This window comes from Lysobacter dokdonensis DS-58, assembly GCF_000770795.1.
GTDB classification, from domain to species: domain Bacteria; phylum Pseudomonadota; class Gammaproteobacteria; order Xanthomonadales; family Xanthomonadaceae; genus Noviluteimonas; species Noviluteimonas dokdonensis.
The window spans coordinates 1-17,615 of sequence record NZ_JRKJ01000016.1 but is presented as its reverse complement, the minus strand read 5'-3'; the positions used below and the strand labels follow the sequence as shown (position 1 = coordinate 17,615).

Annotated in this window: 10 protein-coding genes and 1 pseudogene; 6 read left to right on the top strand and 5 right to left on the bottom strand. The window is 68.4% G+C overall.

The annotated features are described in order from the left end of the window. Positions 1-147 precede the first annotated feature (147 nt). Positions 148-1,995 (bottom strand): patatin-like phospholipase family protein, encoded by a 1,848-nt coding sequence (locus LF41_RS10045; protein ID WP_036169211.1) that lies wholly within the window; start codon positions 1,993-1,995, stop codon positions 148-150. Between the two features lie 69 nt (positions 1,996-2,064). On the opposite strand from LF41_RS10045, the gene galE reads away from it, so the two are divergent. Beyond that, complete coding sequence (galE, locus tag LF41_RS10040; protein WP_036169209.1) at positions 2,065-3,039, top strand: UDP-glucose 4-epimerase GalE; 975 nt, start codon at positions 2,065-2,067, stop codon at positions 3,037-3,039. 79 nt (positions 3,040-3,118) lie between these two features. Next, positions 3,119-5,140 carry a PAS domain-containing sensor histidine kinase gene (locus LF41_RS10035; RefSeq protein ID WP_052116316.1) on the top strand — a complete coding sequence of 674 codons (2,022 nt, stop codon included), beginning with the start codon at positions 3,119-3,121 and terminating at the stop codon, positions 5,138-5,140. Between the two features lie 8 nt (positions 5,141-5,148). On the opposite strand, the gene LF41_RS10030 is transcribed toward LF41_RS10035, so the two are convergent. Continuing rightward, a complete protein-coding gene (locus LF41_RS10030) occupies positions 5,149-5,922 on the bottom strand; it encodes an alpha/beta hydrolase-fold protein (protein WP_052116315.1) in 774 nt (257 codons plus the stop codon). A gap of 72 nt (positions 5,923-5,994) precedes the next feature. After that, entirely contained in the window at positions 5,995-7,458 is a 1,464-nt protein-coding gene (locus LF41_RS10025) for a DUF1254 domain-containing protein (protein ID WP_202594037.1), read from the bottom strand. 311 nt (positions 7,459-7,769) lie between these two features. Here LF41_RS10025 and LF41_RS10020 point away from each other — a divergent pair, with 311 nt between their 5' ends. Then, entirely contained in the window at positions 7,770-7,979 is a 210-nt protein-coding gene (locus LF41_RS10020) for a hypothetical protein (protein ID WP_036169206.1), read from the top strand. 78 nt (positions 7,980-8,057) lie between these two features. Here the strand turns inward: LF41_RS10020 and recQ are convergent, their stop codons facing one another. Both recQ and LF41_RS10010 read right to left on the bottom strand, forming a co-directional pair. Then, positions 8,058-9,857, bottom strand: a complete 1,800-nt coding sequence (gene recQ / locus LF41_RS10015) for a DNA helicase RecQ (RefSeq protein WP_036169447.1) — start codon at positions 9,855-9,857, stop codon at positions 8,058-8,060. Between the two features lie 58 nt (positions 9,858-9,915). Next, entirely contained in the window at positions 9,916-10,443 is a 528-nt protein-coding gene (locus tag LF41_RS10010; RefSeq protein ID WP_036169203.1) for a Dps family protein, read from the bottom strand. 103 nt (positions 10,444-10,546) lie between these two features. Here LF41_RS10010 and hrpA point away from each other — a divergent pair, with 103 nt between their 5' ends. The 3 genes and pseudogenes from hrpA to LF41_RS09995 form a co-directional block, all read left to right on the top strand. Then, positions 10,547-14,491 (top strand): ATP-dependent RNA helicase HrpA, encoded by a 3,945-nt coding sequence (gene hrpA, locus LF41_RS10005; RefSeq protein WP_202594041.1) that lies wholly within the window; start codon positions 10,547-10,549, stop codon positions 14,489-14,491. Between the two features lie 66 nt (positions 14,492-14,557). Then, complete coding sequence (locus tag LF41_RS10000) at positions 14,558-16,708, top strand: RelA/SpoT family protein (protein WP_036169198.1); 2,151 nt, start codon at positions 14,558-14,560, stop codon at positions 16,706-16,708. 1 nt (position 16,709) lies between these two features. Continuing rightward, positions 16,710-17,615: pseudogene (locus tag LF41_RS09995) on the top strand (hypothetical protein); the annotation flags it as partial.

Here is a 17,615-nt window from a genome sequence, read left to right as displayed (position 1 = left end):
CGGTCGAAGATAACGATCGGTATTTGGCGCTTCAGTCGAGGGTCGATGAGCTGGGGCTTTCGATGATGGAAGAGTCCGCAAACATGCCGCTAACAAGGTTGGCGTTACTTGGGAGCAAGGAAGGGATGCACTCGTGCGGGAGGGAGGTCAGTAAATCGGCGTGATCGCCAACTGCGGCAACGGCCTCGGCGCCCCCTGCGTCAAATCCGTCTGCATGTCCGCCCACGCCTCGCCCTGGTGGACGAGCTGCCACAGCAACCGCGCCGACTCGATGCGCTGGAACTCGTCGCGCAACGCGTACGACGGCGGCTGCGCGTCGGCCGACTCCGGCAACGCATACGCCGCCGCGTAGTCGGGCACGCGCAGGCGCCCATCGTGCGTGCGCGCCACCTGCTGCGTATACCGCTGCAGCCCGGAGGCGAGGTTGCGCCAGCGGATCCAGTAGTGGTTCTCGAAGGAGAAGGTGTTGAAGCGCTCGCCGGCCTGCGTGCCCTTCGCCGCGATGCGTTCCAGCACCGCCTGCGGCATGTCGAGGTTCATGCCGCCTTCGTCGCCTTCCAGCGCCACGTGCACGATGCGGTCGCGCTGGCCGGGCGCGCGCGCGAGCAACAGGTCGCGCCAGTTCTGCATGGTCGCCACGATGCCGAACACGAACCCCGCGACGTCCGCCGGCGCATTGCGGTCGCCGATCGCCTGGTACGTGCGTTGCCAGCCTTGGGCATTGCGTTCGGGCAGGAAGACCGCACCGTCGCGCTCGACGCCCGTATCGTCGACGGCCTTGTAGACCAGGTCGATCGCGAAGGTCGGCCACAGCGGCAACGCGGCATCGAACAGGTGGATCGGGAAATTGCTGCCGATGCCGCCGTCGGAAAACCACACCGGGCGCATCGCCGCGATGTTCGACGCAGTACGCTCGGCACCGCCGGTTGCGAGTTGGTCGGCGCTGTCGACCTGCGATTTCGCCGGCTCCGCGAGCACCCGCTCGACATCCTGTTCGGGTGATGCGCGGCGCGCGGGTTCGTGCAACGGCACGGCGCTGACGAGCAGCGGGAAACTCAGGCTCATGCGCGTGGCGACGATCACGGGCAGTCGATCGTCGCCCGGCAGTGGGTGATACACCTTGTCGCCGACGTGCTCGGGGGCGCCGCCGTTGGCGACCATCCAGTCGACGACCGACTTCGGGAACAAGCGGTCGAACTCCTCCCGCAGGAACCAGAACTTCACGTCGCGGAACGGCAGCGTGCGGGGCTCGCGATGCGAGATGCTGGTGGTGATCATGCGCAGGACGATCGCGTCGGGCGTCGCGGGTTCGTCGTCGAAACGCGGCGCGCTGCGAAGGTCCTCGAACGTGAGCGGCGCTTGCCCCGATTGCCCGGACAGGTGTTGCAAGGTCTCGTGCAGCCAGGCGGTCAACGCGTCCTTCCCGTTGCACAGCCCGAACAGGTTGCCGCGCACCACGCGCGCCACGCGCAGCACCGCCGAGATCGCCGCGGCCGCGTACGCGCAGAACAACGACGGCGCCCCCATCGCCAGCACGCCGCCACCGCCGGCGAGCGAATAGCCCAACGCGAGCAACAGGCCGAACACCAGCGCGAATTCGAGCGGTGCCGTCGCCAGGATCGCGCCGACGATGGCCGCGACCTTCTTCCACCGCGGCGCCGTGCCCGCGGCGCACACGAGGGCGCGATACGCATTGCGCGCGCCCCACGCGGGCTGGAAGAGCCGATGGATGAAGCCTTGCGTGGTCAATTGCGAAGCGACCTGCGCCAGACCGTCGAAACCGGCCCCCGCCGAATCGTGCGCCGCCGCACCGGCGGCCCTGCGCCGGTCGCCGCAGGCCGCCGCCGCGGTCACCGCCGCGGCGATCGCGCCCGCCGACGTCCCGCCGACGCTCTTGAAACGGAACTCGCGCGCCAGCGCCAGCACCGCGTTGGGATACACGATGCCGCTGGTGATCCCGCCCTTCATGACCAGGTCGCAATATTTCATCGCCATGCTCCATGCCTCGCGATGGGGCGACCTTGGCCCTTGCGGGCCGGCGATGCAACCGGTCACCATGCCCGGATGCACATTCTCGTTTGCGGTGGTGCGGGGTACATCGGCAGCCACATGGCCCGCTGGCTGGCCCTGCGCGACCATCGCGTGACCGTCCTCGACAACCTTTCCACCGGTCATCGCGAAGCGGTGCAGTGGGGCGAGCTCGTCGAGGCCGACGTGCTCGATCCGGCATCGCTCGCCCGCGCGTTCGACGGCCGGCGATTCGATGCGGTCATGCATTTCTGCGCGCGGTCGCTGGTGGGCGAATCCGTCCTGGATCCCTACGCGTACTACGCCGCCAACGTCACCGGCACGCTCAACCTGCTGGAAGCGATGCGCGCGCATGGCGTCGAGCGCCTGGTGTTCTCCTCGACCGCTGCCGTGTTCGGCCATCCGCACAGCGACCGCATCGACGAAGAACACCCGAAGCAGCCGATCAATCCCTACGGCGCAAGCAAATTGATGGTCGAGCGCATCCTCGCCGATGCGGCCGGCGCGTACGGGCTGCGCTCGGTGGCGCTGCGTTACTTCAACGCCGCCGGCGCGAGCCCCGAGGCGACCATCGGCGAATCGCATTCGCCGGAAACACACCTGATCCCGAACGTGCTGCGCGCCGCGCTGGGCACCGGGCCCGCGCTGAAAGTCTTCGGCGAGGATTACGACACGCGCGACGGCACCTGCGTGCGCGATTACGTGCACGTCGACGACCTGGCCGAAGCGCACCTGCGCGCGTTGGCGTTCCTCGACACCAACGCGGGCGCGCACACCTTCAACCTCGGCAATGGCCAGGGCTTCTCCGTGCGCGAGGTGATCGCCGCGGCCGAAGCGGTGAGCGGCCGCGCGATCTCGTTTTCGGTCGAGCCCCGCCGCGCCGGCGACCCCGCCGTGCTGGTCGCCGCGAGCGACAAGGCCCGCGCCGCGCTGGGGTGGGCGCCGGCATACGACACGCTCGCGCCGATCCTCGAAACGGCCCTGCGGTGGCATCGCAACCAGCCGTACTGAGCATGTGAAGACGCCCTGACGGGGCGTTCTTCACAATCCCCGGCCATTGCGATCCTGCAAGCGAGTGCCGGAGCCTCGTGTGGTCGATTTCGAAGCGCTCTTCCGCCACTCGCCGAACCCCTACATGGTGGTCGATCGCGACCTCCGCTATCTGGCGGTCAACGACGCCTATGCGTCGATCATCGGCACGATGCCCGAGGCGTTGGTCGGACGCCGGGTGTTCGACGCCTTCCCGGGTGAAGTCGACGCGTCGGGACAGTCGCAGAGCGATGCCGTGCGCCGTTCGATCCTGCGCGTGTTCGACACGGGGCGCGCCGACATGCTGGCGCTCGTGCCGTACACCATCGAGCGCGAGACTCCGACGGGCCGCGTGGTCGAAGAACGTTTCTGGAGCGCGACCCACACGCCGCTGTTCGACGCCGACGGCGAAGTCGACGCCGTGCTGCAGCACACGACGGACGTGACCGAAGTCGAACGCACGCGCGTCGAACTCGAGGAAGTCCGCAAGTCGCAGGGCGCGACGCCCGAACAACTCTGGCAAGGCGTCGTATCGCGCGCCCGCGCGGTGCAGGACGCCAACAGCGCGCTCGAAGCGCAACGCCGGCACCTGATGTCGCTGTTCGATCAGGCGCCCGGCTTCATGGCGGTGATCTCGGGCAAGGACTACGTCTTCGAGATCGCGAACGACGCCTACGAGGAATTGGTCGGGCGCAGCGACCTCATCGGCCGCAAGCTCAGCGACGCGTTGCCCGAGATCGTCGAACAGAACTACATCAACCTGCTCGACCAGGTGCGCCAGACCGGGCGGCGCTTCGTCGGCCGCGGCATGGAAGTGCGCCTGGCCTCCACGGGCGGTGAGTTGCACCCGCGTTACGTCGACTTCGTCTTCCAGCCGATCGTCGGCGACGACGGGAAATCGCACGCGATCTTCGTGCAGGGCCACGACGTCACCGACCGCGAGTCCGCGCTCGATGCGCTGCGCGTGAGCGAGCAACGGTTCCGCACCGTCGCGGAGATGATCCCGCAGATGGTGTGGTCGACCTTGCCCGACGGCTACCACGACTACTACAACCCGCAGTGGTACGCCTACACCGGCGTGCCGGAAGGCTCCACCGACGGCGAAGCCTGGAACGGGATGTTCCATCCCGACGACCAGGCGCGCGCGTGGGAGCGCTGGCGGCACAGCCTCGCGACGGGCGCGCCGTACGAAATCGAATATCGCCTGCGCCACCGCAGCGGCGAGTACCGCTGGGTGCTCGGCCTGGCGCTGCCGATCCGCGATGCGTCCGGCGCGATCGTGCGCTGGATGGGCACGTGCACCGACATCAACGAGCAGAAGCTCGTGCAGGAGGCGCTGTCGCGCAGCGAAATGCTCCTGCGCGACGCCGACCAGCGCAAGGACCGGTTCCTCGCGATCCTGGCGCACGAATTGCGCAACCCGCTCGCGCCGATCGCCACCGCGGCCTCGCTGCTGCGCATGGCGCCCGACGACGCCGACCGCGTGCGCGAGGCCAGCGCGATCATCGAACGCCAGGTGCAGCACATGACGCACCTGGTCAACGACCTGCTCGACGTCTCGCGCGTCACACAGGGGCAGGCTGCGCTCGACGTGCGCGAAATGGATCTCGCGCATGCGGTGCGGCAGGCGCTGGAACAGGTCGCGCCGCTGATCGCGCGCAAACAGCATTCGGTGCGTGTTTCGCTCCCCGACGGCCCGGTGCGCGTGCAGGGCGATGCGGCGCGCATGACGCAGGTGTTCGCCAACCTGCTCAACAACGCCGCCAAGTACACGCCCGACCACGGCCACATCGACGTGCGCTTCGACGTCGAGGACAATCTGGCCTGCATCGAGGTCGAAGACGACGGCATCGGCATGGACGCGTCGCTGGTGCCGCGCGTGTTCGACCTGTTCGTGCAGGCCGAACCGACGCCCGATCGCAACGAAGGCGGCCTCGGCATCGGCCTGGCCCTGGTGCGCAGCCTCGTGCAACTGCACGGCGGCACGATCAAGGCGACGAGCCCCGGACTGGGGCTCGGATCGAAGTTCCGGATCTGCCTGCCGGTCGAGGTCGCGGTGGCGCAGCGCGTCGTCGCGGCCTGATCAGCGCGTCAACGCCCGACGCGCGCTGCCTGGGGGGTATCGCGCTGCGCATCGATCGCACGCAGCATCTCGCGCGTCGCCGGCGTCCACACGCGCCAGGTATGGCCACCATCGCGCACGAACACTTGCTTCTCGTGCAACGCAGGCACGAACAACGGCATCGCCTTGCGCAGGCGATCTTCGTCGCCGTAGGCGAGCCAGATGCGCTGGCTGCGCTTCGGATCGTCGGCGAGGGTCTTGATGTAACGCCACACGTCGCGTTGCCAACTTTGTTCGGTGAATCCCTGCGGCGCACCGCCGTTCCACTTGCGCACGCCGCCGGCCTTGTCGATTTCCAGCAGCAGGTTGAAGTCGCCCAGGTACGGCGCGAGCAGGATCATCCCGTCCAGCTCGCCGGGGAATTGCGCGTCGTACATCAAGGTACCCATGCCGCCCATCGACGCACCGGCCATCCACACTTCGCGATAGCCGCGCGCGCGCAACGGTTCGACGACCTCGGTGCGCAGGCGTTTGGGTGCATCGCCTTCGCGATAGAAATCGAGCGTCAGCTCGGCGAACACGACGTCGGCGTCGGGCCACGCGTCGTGGATGGAATCGGCGACGCCGCTGTTCTGCAACCGCGCGAGGTCGTCCGCGCGGCCAGGCAGCACGATGACGAGGCGCTCGGCCTTGGCGGCCTTGGCCGGCAGCGTCGCCGTGGGGATCGGTTGCGAGGGGTCGCCCTTCGCGACGCAGGCGCTCAAGGCGATCGCGACGAGCACGGCCTGCAGCATGCGGAACATGGCGGACACCCGGCGCGGACGAGGAAGCCGGACGCTCGCACGTGCCGCCATGCGGGGGCGTGAAGCCGCGGCTTACGGTGCCGGCTCGATCTTCGGCGCTTGCCACTTGCCGTCGACGATCGACGCGTCCGGCCAGTAGTTGCGCAAGACGGCGAAGAACGGGCCGTTCGGCGTGGGCAGCCAGTTGCTTTCCTTGTCCTTGCCCGGCGAGTCCTTCTGCAGGTACAGCGTGATGCCGCCATCGGGGTCGCGCTCGAGCGTGTCGAGCATCGTCGAATTGATGAGGTAACGATCCAACGGGTTGTCGACCAGCAACTGCCCGGGCAGGTCGTACATCGTCATCGACCAGAAGCCCTTCACCGGCGGGAGCCCGCCCTTCGGGAAGCGCAGGCGGTAACGCTGCTTCGAGGCATCCAGGCGCGCGCCGTTCGCGTCGGCTTCGTACGAGGTGTACATCGCCTCTTCCGGCGAGTTCGCGTAGATGCCGACCTGCGCGCCGAGCGCGCGCGCGAGCGGATCGTAGTGCATGTCCTCGCGCGTGCCGAACAGGCCCATCGAGGAGTTGCGGCGCTTGCGCGCTTCGTCGATCTTCGCCTGCCCGTCCTTCATGCCCGCGAGCAGCGCATCGCGCACCGCGGGATCGGCCTGCGTCCAGTCGAACCGGCGGCCCGGCACGAAACCGACGGACTCCAGCTTCGCGCGGAATTCCGCGGCCAGCGGATGCGTCGGGATGAACTGCAGCGCCGAAGACAACTCGTTGAAGAACTCCAGCGACGTGCGTTGTTCCTCCGCCGACACCGGCTTGACCCACGCGACGCGCGGCGGCGGCAACGGCGCCGGTTGCTCGAGGTACGCCGACAAGGGTTGCACGCCATAGCCGGCCTGGATGCGCCTCACGTTGTCCATGTCCTGCGCACCGAACAGCTGCGTTCGGTAGACCGCGAACACGAACTGCGTTTCCATCGGAAACACCTTGTCGATGCCGTCGGGCGCTTCGCCCTTCCAGTCCGGGCCCGCGATGAGATACCGCCCGGCCTTGTTGCCGGTCGTGCGGCTGCCGATGTAACCGACGTTGTGTGTGTACGCGTCGATCAACTGCACGGCGTAGTAGCGGTCGGCTTCGATCTCCGGCACCGTCAGCACGAGCGGTTCGGCGCGCAGGTCGAGCCACACCATCGAATACGGCGTGTCGGAGTTGGGCGTCTGGATCGCGCGGTCCTCCGGCGTGTACAGGCGCGCGTTGTTGCGGATCGTGTTGAACGGCCCCTTGTACTCGGGGTTCCTCGGGTCGAGCACGTAGGCATCCATGACGCGGTAGTTGTCGACGATGGGATAGCCCCACACATACGCATCGCGCGCGAGTGCGCGCACTTGCGCCGCGCGCGCGCCCGCAGCGGCGGGCGGAGCCTGCGTGGCAGCGGCTGCCGGCGCAGTGGCGTTGTCCGCACGCTGGCAACCACCGAGGAGCAACAGTGACAGCGCGGCGCCAACCACGAGGCCGCGGATGGGTTGCCTGGAATGCATGGTCAGCGACACGCGAACTCTCCCCTTGTTGGAATTCCGCGAGGCTAGCAACGCGTCGCGCGCGAACCGATTGACCTTTGGGGCAATTCGCCTGCCCTTCGGGGCAAAGGCAGAGGCGCGCCGTCATGCGCGAAGAAAGTTCCTCACATTGCCTGTTCGGGTTTGTGGAAGCGGCTTTGAACACTCGCAACGGTTCATGCAACACATTCGATTGCGCGCTGAATGCGCTCACGTATCACGTGTTTCTCATGCAACCAATTGCAGAATGGTCGCGTCCGGCAAATCTCACGCCGGCAATTGGTAACCAACGGAGAAGTACAACGATGGCCAACAATCCGAACGATCGTACGCAGCAGAACACCGGCTCGCCGCAGGACAAGCAGAACCAGCAGGCCGGCCAGCAGGGCATGGGCAAGGATTCCGGGACGGAACGCAAGGCCGGCCAGTCCGACACCAGCACCGACCGCGACATGCAGGGAAAGACCGGCTCCCAGCCGGATGCGCGCAGCACCGATCAGAACCAGAAGCGCTGACCAGCGCTGATCGATAGCCGTTCCAGCCTCTGATCAGGGCGCGACGCGGGAAGGTCGAAAGGCCTTCCCGTTTTCGTATCAGCCGCCGATCAAGGTTTCCAGCACGTCGCGCCCGTAGCGTTCGAGCTTGGCCGCGCCGACGCCTTGGACTTCCGCGAGTGCATCCAGGTCCGACGGCTCGGCCAACGCGATTTGCCGCAGCGTGGCGTCATGGAAGATGACGTACGCCGGCACGCCCTGTTCGCGCGCGACTTCGCTGCGCCACCGGCGCAAGGCGTCGAAGCGGTGCGCCGCCTCGTCCGGCAAGTCGGACAACACTTCGGCGTTGCGCGATTCGCGACGACGCGGCGCCTTCTCGGTCTCCGCACGCAAGGTCAGCGTGGTTTCGCCTTTCAACAGCGCGGAACTGGCGGAGGTGAGCCGCAGCGAGCCGTGGCCTTCCACGTCCACCGCCAGCCACCCGCCGGCGACGAGTTGCCGGAACACGCTGCGCCATTGCTTGGCATCGAGTTCCTTGCCGATGCCGTATGTGGTGACGTGGTCGTGCCCGAATTGGAAGACCTTCTGCGTCTCCGCGCCGCGCAGGACGTCGATCACGTGCGCCGCGCCGAACCGCTGCCCGGTGCGATAGACGCACGACAACGCCTTCTGCGCAGCGACCGTGGCGTCCCAGCTGCGCGGTGGCGCGATGCAGTTGTCGCAGTTGCCGCAGTCGCCTGCGTGCGGTTCGCCGAAATACGTGAGCAGCCCCTGGCGGCGGCACGCGGTGGATTCGCAGAAGCCGATCAGCGCGTCGAGCTTGCGCCGCTCCAGGCGTTTGCGTTCCTCGCCCGACTCGGATTCCTCGATCATCCGCTGCAACAGCACCGCGTCGCCCAGGCCGTAGGCCATCCACGCATCCGCCGGATCCCCGTCGCGGCCCGCGCGGCCGGTTTCCTGGTAATAGCCTTCCAGGGATTTCGGCAGGTCGAGGTGCGCGACGTAACGCACGTCGGGTTTGTCGATGCCCATGCCGAAGGCGATGGTCGCGACCATGACGATGCCGTCCTCTCGCAGGAAGCGCCGCTGGTGCGCGGCGCGCATTTCCGAATCGAGCCCCGCGTGGTACGGCAGCGCGGTGAAGCCCTGTGCGACGAGGAATTCCGCGGTCTGCTCGACCTTCTTGCGCGAGAGGCAGTACACGATGCCCGAATCGCGGCGGCGATCGCGAAGGAAATCCACGAGCTGGCGGCGCCCGTCGTCGCGGGACACGATGGTGTAGCGGATGTTCGGCCGATCGAAGGAGCTGACGAACTGCCGCGCGTCCTCCAGGCCCAGGCGCTCGACGATCTCGCGCCGCGTCGGCGCGTCGGCCGTGGCGGTCAGCGCGATGCGCGGCACGTCGGGAAACCGCTCGTGCAGCATCGTGAGCTGGCGGTACTCCGGGCGGAAGTCGTGGCCCCATTGCGAGACGCAATGCGCTTCGTCGATGGCGAACAGCGCGATGTGCGCGCGCTCGAGCCGCGAGAGGAAGCGCGGGGTCAGCAAGCGTTCCGGCGCCACGTACAGCAGGTCGAGCGCGCCGTCGGAGAAGGCTCGCTCGACCGCCAGGGATTCCGCCGCATCCAGCGAAGAGTTGAGAAACGCGGCCTTGACCCCCAACTGGCGAAGGGCCTCGACCTGGTCCTGCATCAGGGCGATCAGCGGCGAGACGACGACCGCCGTGCCCTGGCGCAACAGCGCGGGCAACTGGTAGCACAGGGATTTGCCGCCGCCGGTGGGCATGAGCACGAGCGCATCGCCGCCGGTGGCGACGTGGTCGACGATCTCGCCCTGTACGCCCCGGAAGGCGTCGTACCCGAAAACGTGGCGGAGGACATCGAGGGCGGACTGCGACATGCCGCCAGAATACCAAGCGCGACGCGCCGGCATCGCCGACGCGTCGGCATTCATCGCATCACTGCAGCAGCGCGCGCAGCATCCAGGCGTTCTTTTCGTGCACCTTCAGGCGCTGGGTGAGCATGTCGACGGTCGGGTCGTCGCCGGCCTTGTCGGCGATTTCCAGCGACTTGCGCTCCGAGCGGGCGACCGCCTCGTTGCCCACGACGAGCTGGCGCACCATCTCGCGCCAGTCGGTGTGCTCGACCTTCGTGCCCGGCTTGATGCTGGTCAGGCGCTGGAAGTCGTCGTAGGAGGCCGGCACGTTGAAGCCCAGCGCGCGGATGCGCTCGGCGATCTCGTCGAAGGCCATCCACTGCTCGTTGTACTGGGTCTCGAACATCGTGTGCAGGCTGTTGAACATCTCGCCGGTGATGTTGAAGTGGAAGTTGTGCGTCTTCAGGTACAGCGTGAAGGCGTCCGCCAGCGAGACCATCAACGACTCGGAGATCTTCTTCCGGTCTTCGGCGCTGATCCCGATGTCGATGTCGGGGGCGTTGCCGCCCACTTGCGGGTCTTCCTTCAGGGTCTTGGCGGGGGTGGCCATGCGTTCAGTGCTCCTTTGCGTCTTGTTGCGATCACAATAGTGCGGCGGGGACGGCGGCGGAAATCGACTGTTGCTGGCGCCGCGATTGATCCGGTCAATGGTCATGGAGTGTATGGAAACAGGTGCAAAGGGCGCGTCATCGCAGGGCCGGCGGGCCATCGACGGGGCGTTGTCGAAGGACCGCGGCCGCCTGCTGGGCCTGTGGAACCGCTGGAACGCCAAGCCCGGCGATGAATCGGCGCGCGATGCGTTCGCCGCCGCGCTCGCCGTTTCGGTGGAGACGCGCGAGCTGCGCGCCGCGCGCCTCCCGCAAGCGGCGGTCGACGACACGCTGCCGATCGCCGCGGAGGCCGAGCGCATCGTCGAATTGATCCGCGCGCATCCGGTGGTGGTGATCGCGGGCGAAACCGGTTCGGGCAAGACCACGCAGTTGCCGAAGTTGTGCCTCGCCGCCGGCCGCGGCGCCGCCGGCATGATCGGCTGCACGCAGCCGCGCCGCATCGCCGCGCGCGCGGTCGCACGCCGCGTCGCCGAAGAATTGCAGGTGCCGATGGGCGGTGCGGTCGGTTACCAGGTGCGGTTCACCGACAACGTGTCGGAGCAGACGGCGGTCAAGTTCATGACCGACGGCATCCTGCTCGCCGAGATCCAGTCCGATCGCTGGTTGTCGGCCTACGACACGATCATCGTCGACGAAGCGCACGAGCGCAGCCTCAACATCGACTTCCTGCTCGGGTACCTCAAGCAGCTGCTCACGCGCCGCAAGGACCTGAAGATCATCGTCACCTCGGCGACGATCGACACCGCGCGCTTCTCCGCGCATTTCAACGACGCGCCGGTGGTGAGCGTCGAAGGCCGCGGTTATCCGGTCGACGTGCAGTGGCGGCCGATCGAAGGCGAGGGCGAGGATGCGGGCGACCGCACGGTGCTCGACGGCATCGTCGGTGCGTGCGACGAAATCGCGCGCGAACACCCGATGGGCGACACGCTGATCTTCCTGCCCGGCGAACGCGAGATCCGCGACGCGCACACCGCGCTCGAACGCCGCAAGTATCGCCACACCGAGATCCTGCCGCTCTACGCGCGCCTGTCGGCCAGGGACCAGGACCGCGTGTTCAATCCCGGCCCCAAGCGGCGCATCGTGCTGGCGACCAACGTCGCCGAAACCTCGCTGACGGTGCCGCGCATCCACGCGGTGGTCGACCCCGGCCTGGCGCGCGTGAAGCGTTACAGCCCGCGGCAGAAACTCGATCGCCTGCACATCGAGCCGATCAGCCAGGCCAGCGCGGACCAACGCAAGGGCCGCTGCGGGCGCATCGCGCCGGGCACGTGCTATCGCCTGTATACGGAGTCCGATTTCGAATCGCGCGCGCGGTTCACCGACCCGGAAATCCGCCGCGCCGCGCTCGCGGGCGTGATCCTGCGTATGTTGTCGCTGGGCTTGGGCCGCATCGAGGAATTCCCGTTCCTGGAACCGCCCGAGCCGCGAGCGGTCGCCGATGGCTGGCAACAATTGCTCGAACTGGGCGCCATCGAAGACGCCGAACACGGCGCGCGCAAGCTCACGCCGATCGGCCGCACGATGGCGCGCCTGCCGGTTGACGTGAAGCTCGCGCGCATGCTCATCGCAGCCAACGAGCGAGGCTGCCTGCGCGAGATGATCGCGATCGCCGCGTTCCTCGGCATCCAGGACCCGCGCGAACGCCCCGCCGACCAACGCGCCGCCGCGGACAACGCGCACGCGGAGTTCGCCGACCAGAAGTCGGAATTCGTCGGCATCCTCAAGTTGTGGGATGCGTACCGCCAGGCGCACGAAGACCTCACGCAATCCAAGCTGCGCCAGTGGGCGGAGAAGCACTTCCTCGGCTTCCTGCGGCTGCGCGAATGGCGCGAGCTGCATCGCCAGTTGAAGTTGCTGTGCGACGAACTGGGATGGAAACAGAACGACGCCGACGCGCCGTACGCGGACCTGCATCGTGCGTTGCTGACGGGCCTGCCGACGCAGGTCGGCAATCGCGCGGACCGCAACCTCTACGACGGCCCGCGCGGCCGCAAGTTCCAATTGTTCCCCGGTTCGCCGCTGGCGAAGAAACCGCCGCCGTGGGTGCTGTCGGCGACGCTGCTCGACACCGAGCGCGTGTGGTCGCTGACCAATGCCGCCATCGAACCCGAATGGGCCATCGATGCGTTGCCGCACCTGCTCGCGCGCCGCCAGCACGATCCGCGCTGGGCGCGCTCGCAGGGGCGCGTGGTCGGCAGCGAACAGATTTCCTTGTTCGGCCTCGTGCTCGCGCCGAAGCGGCCGATCCACTACGGCGCGTTGTTCCCCGAAGAAGCGCGGCAGATCTTCGCGCGCGATGCGCTGGTGACGGGCGAGATCAACACGCGCGCCGCATTCCTGCAACGCAACCTGTCCACGCTGGAGAAGGCGAAGGAAGAAGAAGCCAAGCAACGCCGCACCGGGTTGGTGGTCGACGAGGAGTGGCAGGCGCAGTGGTATCTCGATCGCCTGCCCGCGCACGTGCACAACGCGCAGGCGCTGGATGCATGGTTCGCGCGATTGTCGAAGGAGGAGAAGGCGGCGCTCGAGTGGACGCTCGCCGACCTGATGGTGGGCGACGAAAGCGATGCCACGCGCTTTCCGCCGTATTTCCCGCTGGGCGATGTGCGCCTCGCGGTGCGCTATCGCTTCGAACCGGGATCGCAGGACGACGGCATGACTGTCGTCGTTCCGCTGCATCTGCTCAATGCACTGGATGCAGCGCGGTTGTCGTGGCTCGCGCCGGGCTTCGTGGCCGACAAGGCGACCGCGTTGATCAAATCGTTGCCGAAGGCCTTGCGCCGCAACTTCGTGCCCGCGCCGGATTTCGCGCGCGCCTTCGCCGAAGCCTTCCCGCAACCGACCGCGGATGCGATCGAAGGCGAGCTCGCGCGGTTCCTGCACAAGCTCACCGGCGTTGCGATCTCCGCAGCCGAATTCGACCCGCCATCGATCGAGCAGCACCTGCACGCAAATCTCAGGCTCATCGACGCAACGCCTTCCCGCCCCGCAACGCGGGGAGGGGACCCTCTCGTGCTGGCGGAATCCCGTGACCTGCAGGAACTCCGCGCACGATTCGGCGCCAGGGCCGAAGCCGCCTTCGCCGCCCGCGCCGCGGAAGGCCTCGCGCAACAAGGCCTCGTCCACTTCCCCGAGCGGCCCATCCCACCCTCGGTCACCGGCGCGGGCGGCGTGCCCGCCTATCCCGCGCTCGAAGACCGCGGCGATTCCGTCGCGCTCACCGTGCATGCGAGCCGCGAGGAAGCCAACCGCCGCCACCCCGACGGTGTGCGCCGCCTGCTGCGCCTCGAACTGGCCGACAAACTCAAGCACGCGCGCAAGCAGCTGCCGATCCAGGCGAAACTCGCGCTGCTGTACGCGGCGATCGAGTCGGCGGGGCCGCGCGACCTGCCGGGCACCGACAGCGACCGCCTGCGGGCCGACCTGGTCGAAGGCGCCTTCGCAGCGCTCGCGTCGGATGGCCTCGAAGACGTGCGCGACACCGTCGCTTTCGAAGCACGACGCGAGGCGATCGCCAAGGGCCTGTTCCCCGAAGCGACCGCGCGCCTTCGGCAGGCCGAGGCGATCCTGTCCCTGGTCGCCGACGTGCGCGCGGGCCTGGACAGCAAGTTGGTCGGATGGGCGAGCGGCAACCTCGACGACATGCGCCGGCAGCTCGCCGCGCTCGTGCCGCCGGGCTTCCTGCGCGACGTGCCCGCCGCCGCGCTCGCCGATTACCCGCGCTACCTGCGTGCGCTGGTGTTGCGCGCCGAACGCGCGCTGCGCGATCCGGCGCGCGACCAGGCCCGCATGCTCGAACTCAAGCCCTTCGCCGATGCGCTGGCCGACGCCGCGGTGGACGACCAGCTGGATGAACCCGAGTGGCAGGCGCTGCGCTGGGACCTGGAGGAACTGCGGGTCTCGCTGTTCGCGCAGGAACTCGGTGCGCGCGCCGGTGTCTCCCCGAAGCGGCTCGCCGCGCGGCTGGCGCGCCTGCGCGGCGGCTGAACGGCGCTGCCGCGCCCTTCGCGCAAGGCGCGGTACTGTAGGGCCGTCGCAGGATCCTCCACTCCCTTGAGCAAGCTCACCCCACTGACATTGCCCGCGTTGCTGGCGCTCCCGCCCGCGGACGCGATCGCGCAACCGTTGCGCGACGCGATGCTGCAGGTGGCGGGGGATCCCTTCGTGGATGCGCCCGACCCGCCGGCGGTGCTGGCCGATACGCTGGGTTCGCTCGCGCGCCTGGGCGCCGACGGCGAAGTCACGGCCGCCGCCGTGCTGCGCGCGCTGCCGCGCGTGGACGCGGCGCTGCGCCCGCGCATCGAGAAGGACTACCCGCAGATTTCCGCGTTGCTGGAAGGCCAGCGCGCCGCGGTGCAGGTCTGGGCGCTGCACGCCGAACAACGCGGACAAGGCAGCAGCGAAGGCCTGCGCCGACTGCTGCTTGCCATCGTGCGCGACCTGCGCGTCGTGCTCGTGCTGCTCTCGCGCCATCTCGCGCGCCTGCGCCTGGCGGTGAACGCGCCGCCGGAACAGCAGCGCGCGCTCGCGCAACTCACGCGCGACATCCACGCGCCGCTCGCCAATCGCCTGGGCATCTGGCAGCTGAAGTGGGAACTGGAAGACCTCGCGTTCCGGTATCTCGAGCCGCAGACCTACCAGCAGATCGCGCGTCTGCTCGACGACAAGCGCAGCGGCCGCGAGCGCTTCATCGAAGACGTGAAGGCCTCGCTGCGCGATGCGCTCGACGCGGCCGGCATCCGCGCCGACGTCGCCGGCCGCCCGAAGCACATCTACAGCATCTGGCGGAAGATGCAGAAGAAGAACGCGCCCATCGGCGAGTTGTACGACCTGCGCGCCGTGCGCGTGCTCGTCGACGACGTGCCCGCGTGCTACGCCGTGCTCGGCCTGGTGCATGCGTTGTGGCTGCCGGTGCCCGACGAGTTCGACGACTACATCGCGCGTCCCAAGCGCAACGACTATCGCTCGCTGCACACCGCGGTGATCGGGCCGGAAGGCAAGACGCTCGAAGTGCAGATCCGCACGCACGAGATGCACGCGCAGGCCGAGCTCGGCGTCGCCGCGCACTGGAAGTACAAGGAAGGCCGCGGGTCGAGCAAGGGCGCCGACGCCGCGATGGAAAAGCGCATCGCGTGGATGCGCCAGCTGCTGGAATCCACGCCGGGCGAAGAAGGCAATTTGCTGCGCGAACTCGACAGCGAGCTCGCCGAAGACCGCATCTACGTGCTCACGCCGCGCGGTGAAGTGATCGATCTGCCGCGCGGATCGACGCCGCTGGACTTCGCCTACCGCCTGCACACCGAAGTCGGGCATCGCTGCCGCGGCGCGAAGGTCGACGGCCGCATCGTGCCGCTCGACCACGTTCTGCGCAGCGGCGACCGCGTCGAAATCATGACCGGCAAGGTCGCCGAGCCGCGGCGCGACTGGCTCGTGCAATCCAACGGCTTTCTCGCCAGCGCGCGTTCGCGCGAGAAGGTGCGCAGCTGGTTCCACAAGCTCGACCGCGCACGCAACCTGCAGGCCGGCCGCGAATTGCTGGACAAGGAACTCAAGCGCCTCGGCCTCGCGAAAGCGGATCTCGCACCGGTGTTGCCGAAATTCAATGTGTCCACCGACGACGACCTCGTCGTGCTCGTCGCGCTGGGCGACGTCGGCCCGCACCAGGTGGGGCGTGCATTGCTCGAACACGAACGCGCGCTCGCCGAACCCGAGCCCGTGCATTCGCCGGTCGTGTCGCGTGCACCGGCGAAGAAGGGCCGTTCCGATTTCACCATCGCCGGCGTCGGCAACCTGCTCGCGCAACCGGCGCGTTGCTGCCAGCCGGTGCCGGGCGAACCCATCGTCGGTTACCTCACGCGCGGCAAGGGCATTTCGGTGCATCGCCTGGGTTGCCCGACGTACGTGCGCCTGGCGGCGGCGCAGCCGCAACGCGCGATTCCCGTCGAATGGGGCGGCGCGGGCGGCGGGCACGATGTCGACGTGGTCCTGCTCGCGCTCGATCGCAAGTGGTTGCTGAAGGATTTGTCGAACCTGATCGCGCAGGAGAACGCGCACGTCGCCGCGATCAGCAGCGAGCCCGAACGCGGCACCGGCCGCGTGCGCCTGAACGTGCGCCTGCGCGTGTCGGACTACGGCCAACTCTCGGCGCTGCTCGGGAAACTCGCCGCGGTGCCGGGCGTCGAGCAAGCGCGGCGCGCGACCTGACATGGCCCGCGTCCGCGATCCGCTCCGCCTGCGTTTCATCGACTGGTTGCGCCGCTGGCCACCGGCGTTGCGCCGGCGCGTGGAAGTCGGTGCCGTCGGCGTGCTCGGCCTGGTGGTGTTGATCGTCGCGTTCCGCCAGCCGATGTCCGATCGCCTGTATCCCGAAGCGCAATACCAGCAGACGCTCGATGCGGCGGCGCGCGCGCTGGCCGCCGGCAAACTCACGGCGCCCGACCGCACCGGCGCGCGCGAGCTGTATTCCGCGGCGCTGGCAATGGATTCGGACCGCGACGAAGCCCGCGCGGGCTTGCAGCGCGTCGGCGAAGTGGCGCTCGCCAAAGCCGACAAGGCGACCGACGCGCGCCGCTTCCAGGAAGCGCACCTGGCCTTGCAACTCGCGCGCGAACTCGCGGTGCCGAGCGCGCAGGTCGACCGCATCGAGTCGCGCTTGCGTGCACACGAAGTCGACCTCGTCGCCACCGACACGCTCCTCGCCGACGCGGCCAAGGCGCGCGAGGCAGGTCATCTGGATGGCGACCCGAAGGCCGCGCTGCCGCTCTACAAGGAAGTGCTGTCACTGCAGCCATCCAACAACACCGCGCTCGAAGGCCGCGAGGACGCGCTCTCGCAGTTGCTGCAACAAGCGCAGGCGCACCTGGCGCGCAACGAGTTCGAAGACGCGGCCACGTTGGTGGCGCGCGTGCGCGAATACGACCCGGGCCACGTCGGCCTGCCCGACGCGCAAGCCGCGCTGACGCAGGCGCGCGATGCGCAACGCGCGCGCGGCGATGCCGCGTTGCGTCGCAAGCAACTCGACGCGGCGACCGATGCCTATCGCGCCGCGCTCGCGCTCGATCCGGAGGACGCGCACGCCCGCGACAGCCTCGCGCGGTTGGCGGCTGCGTGG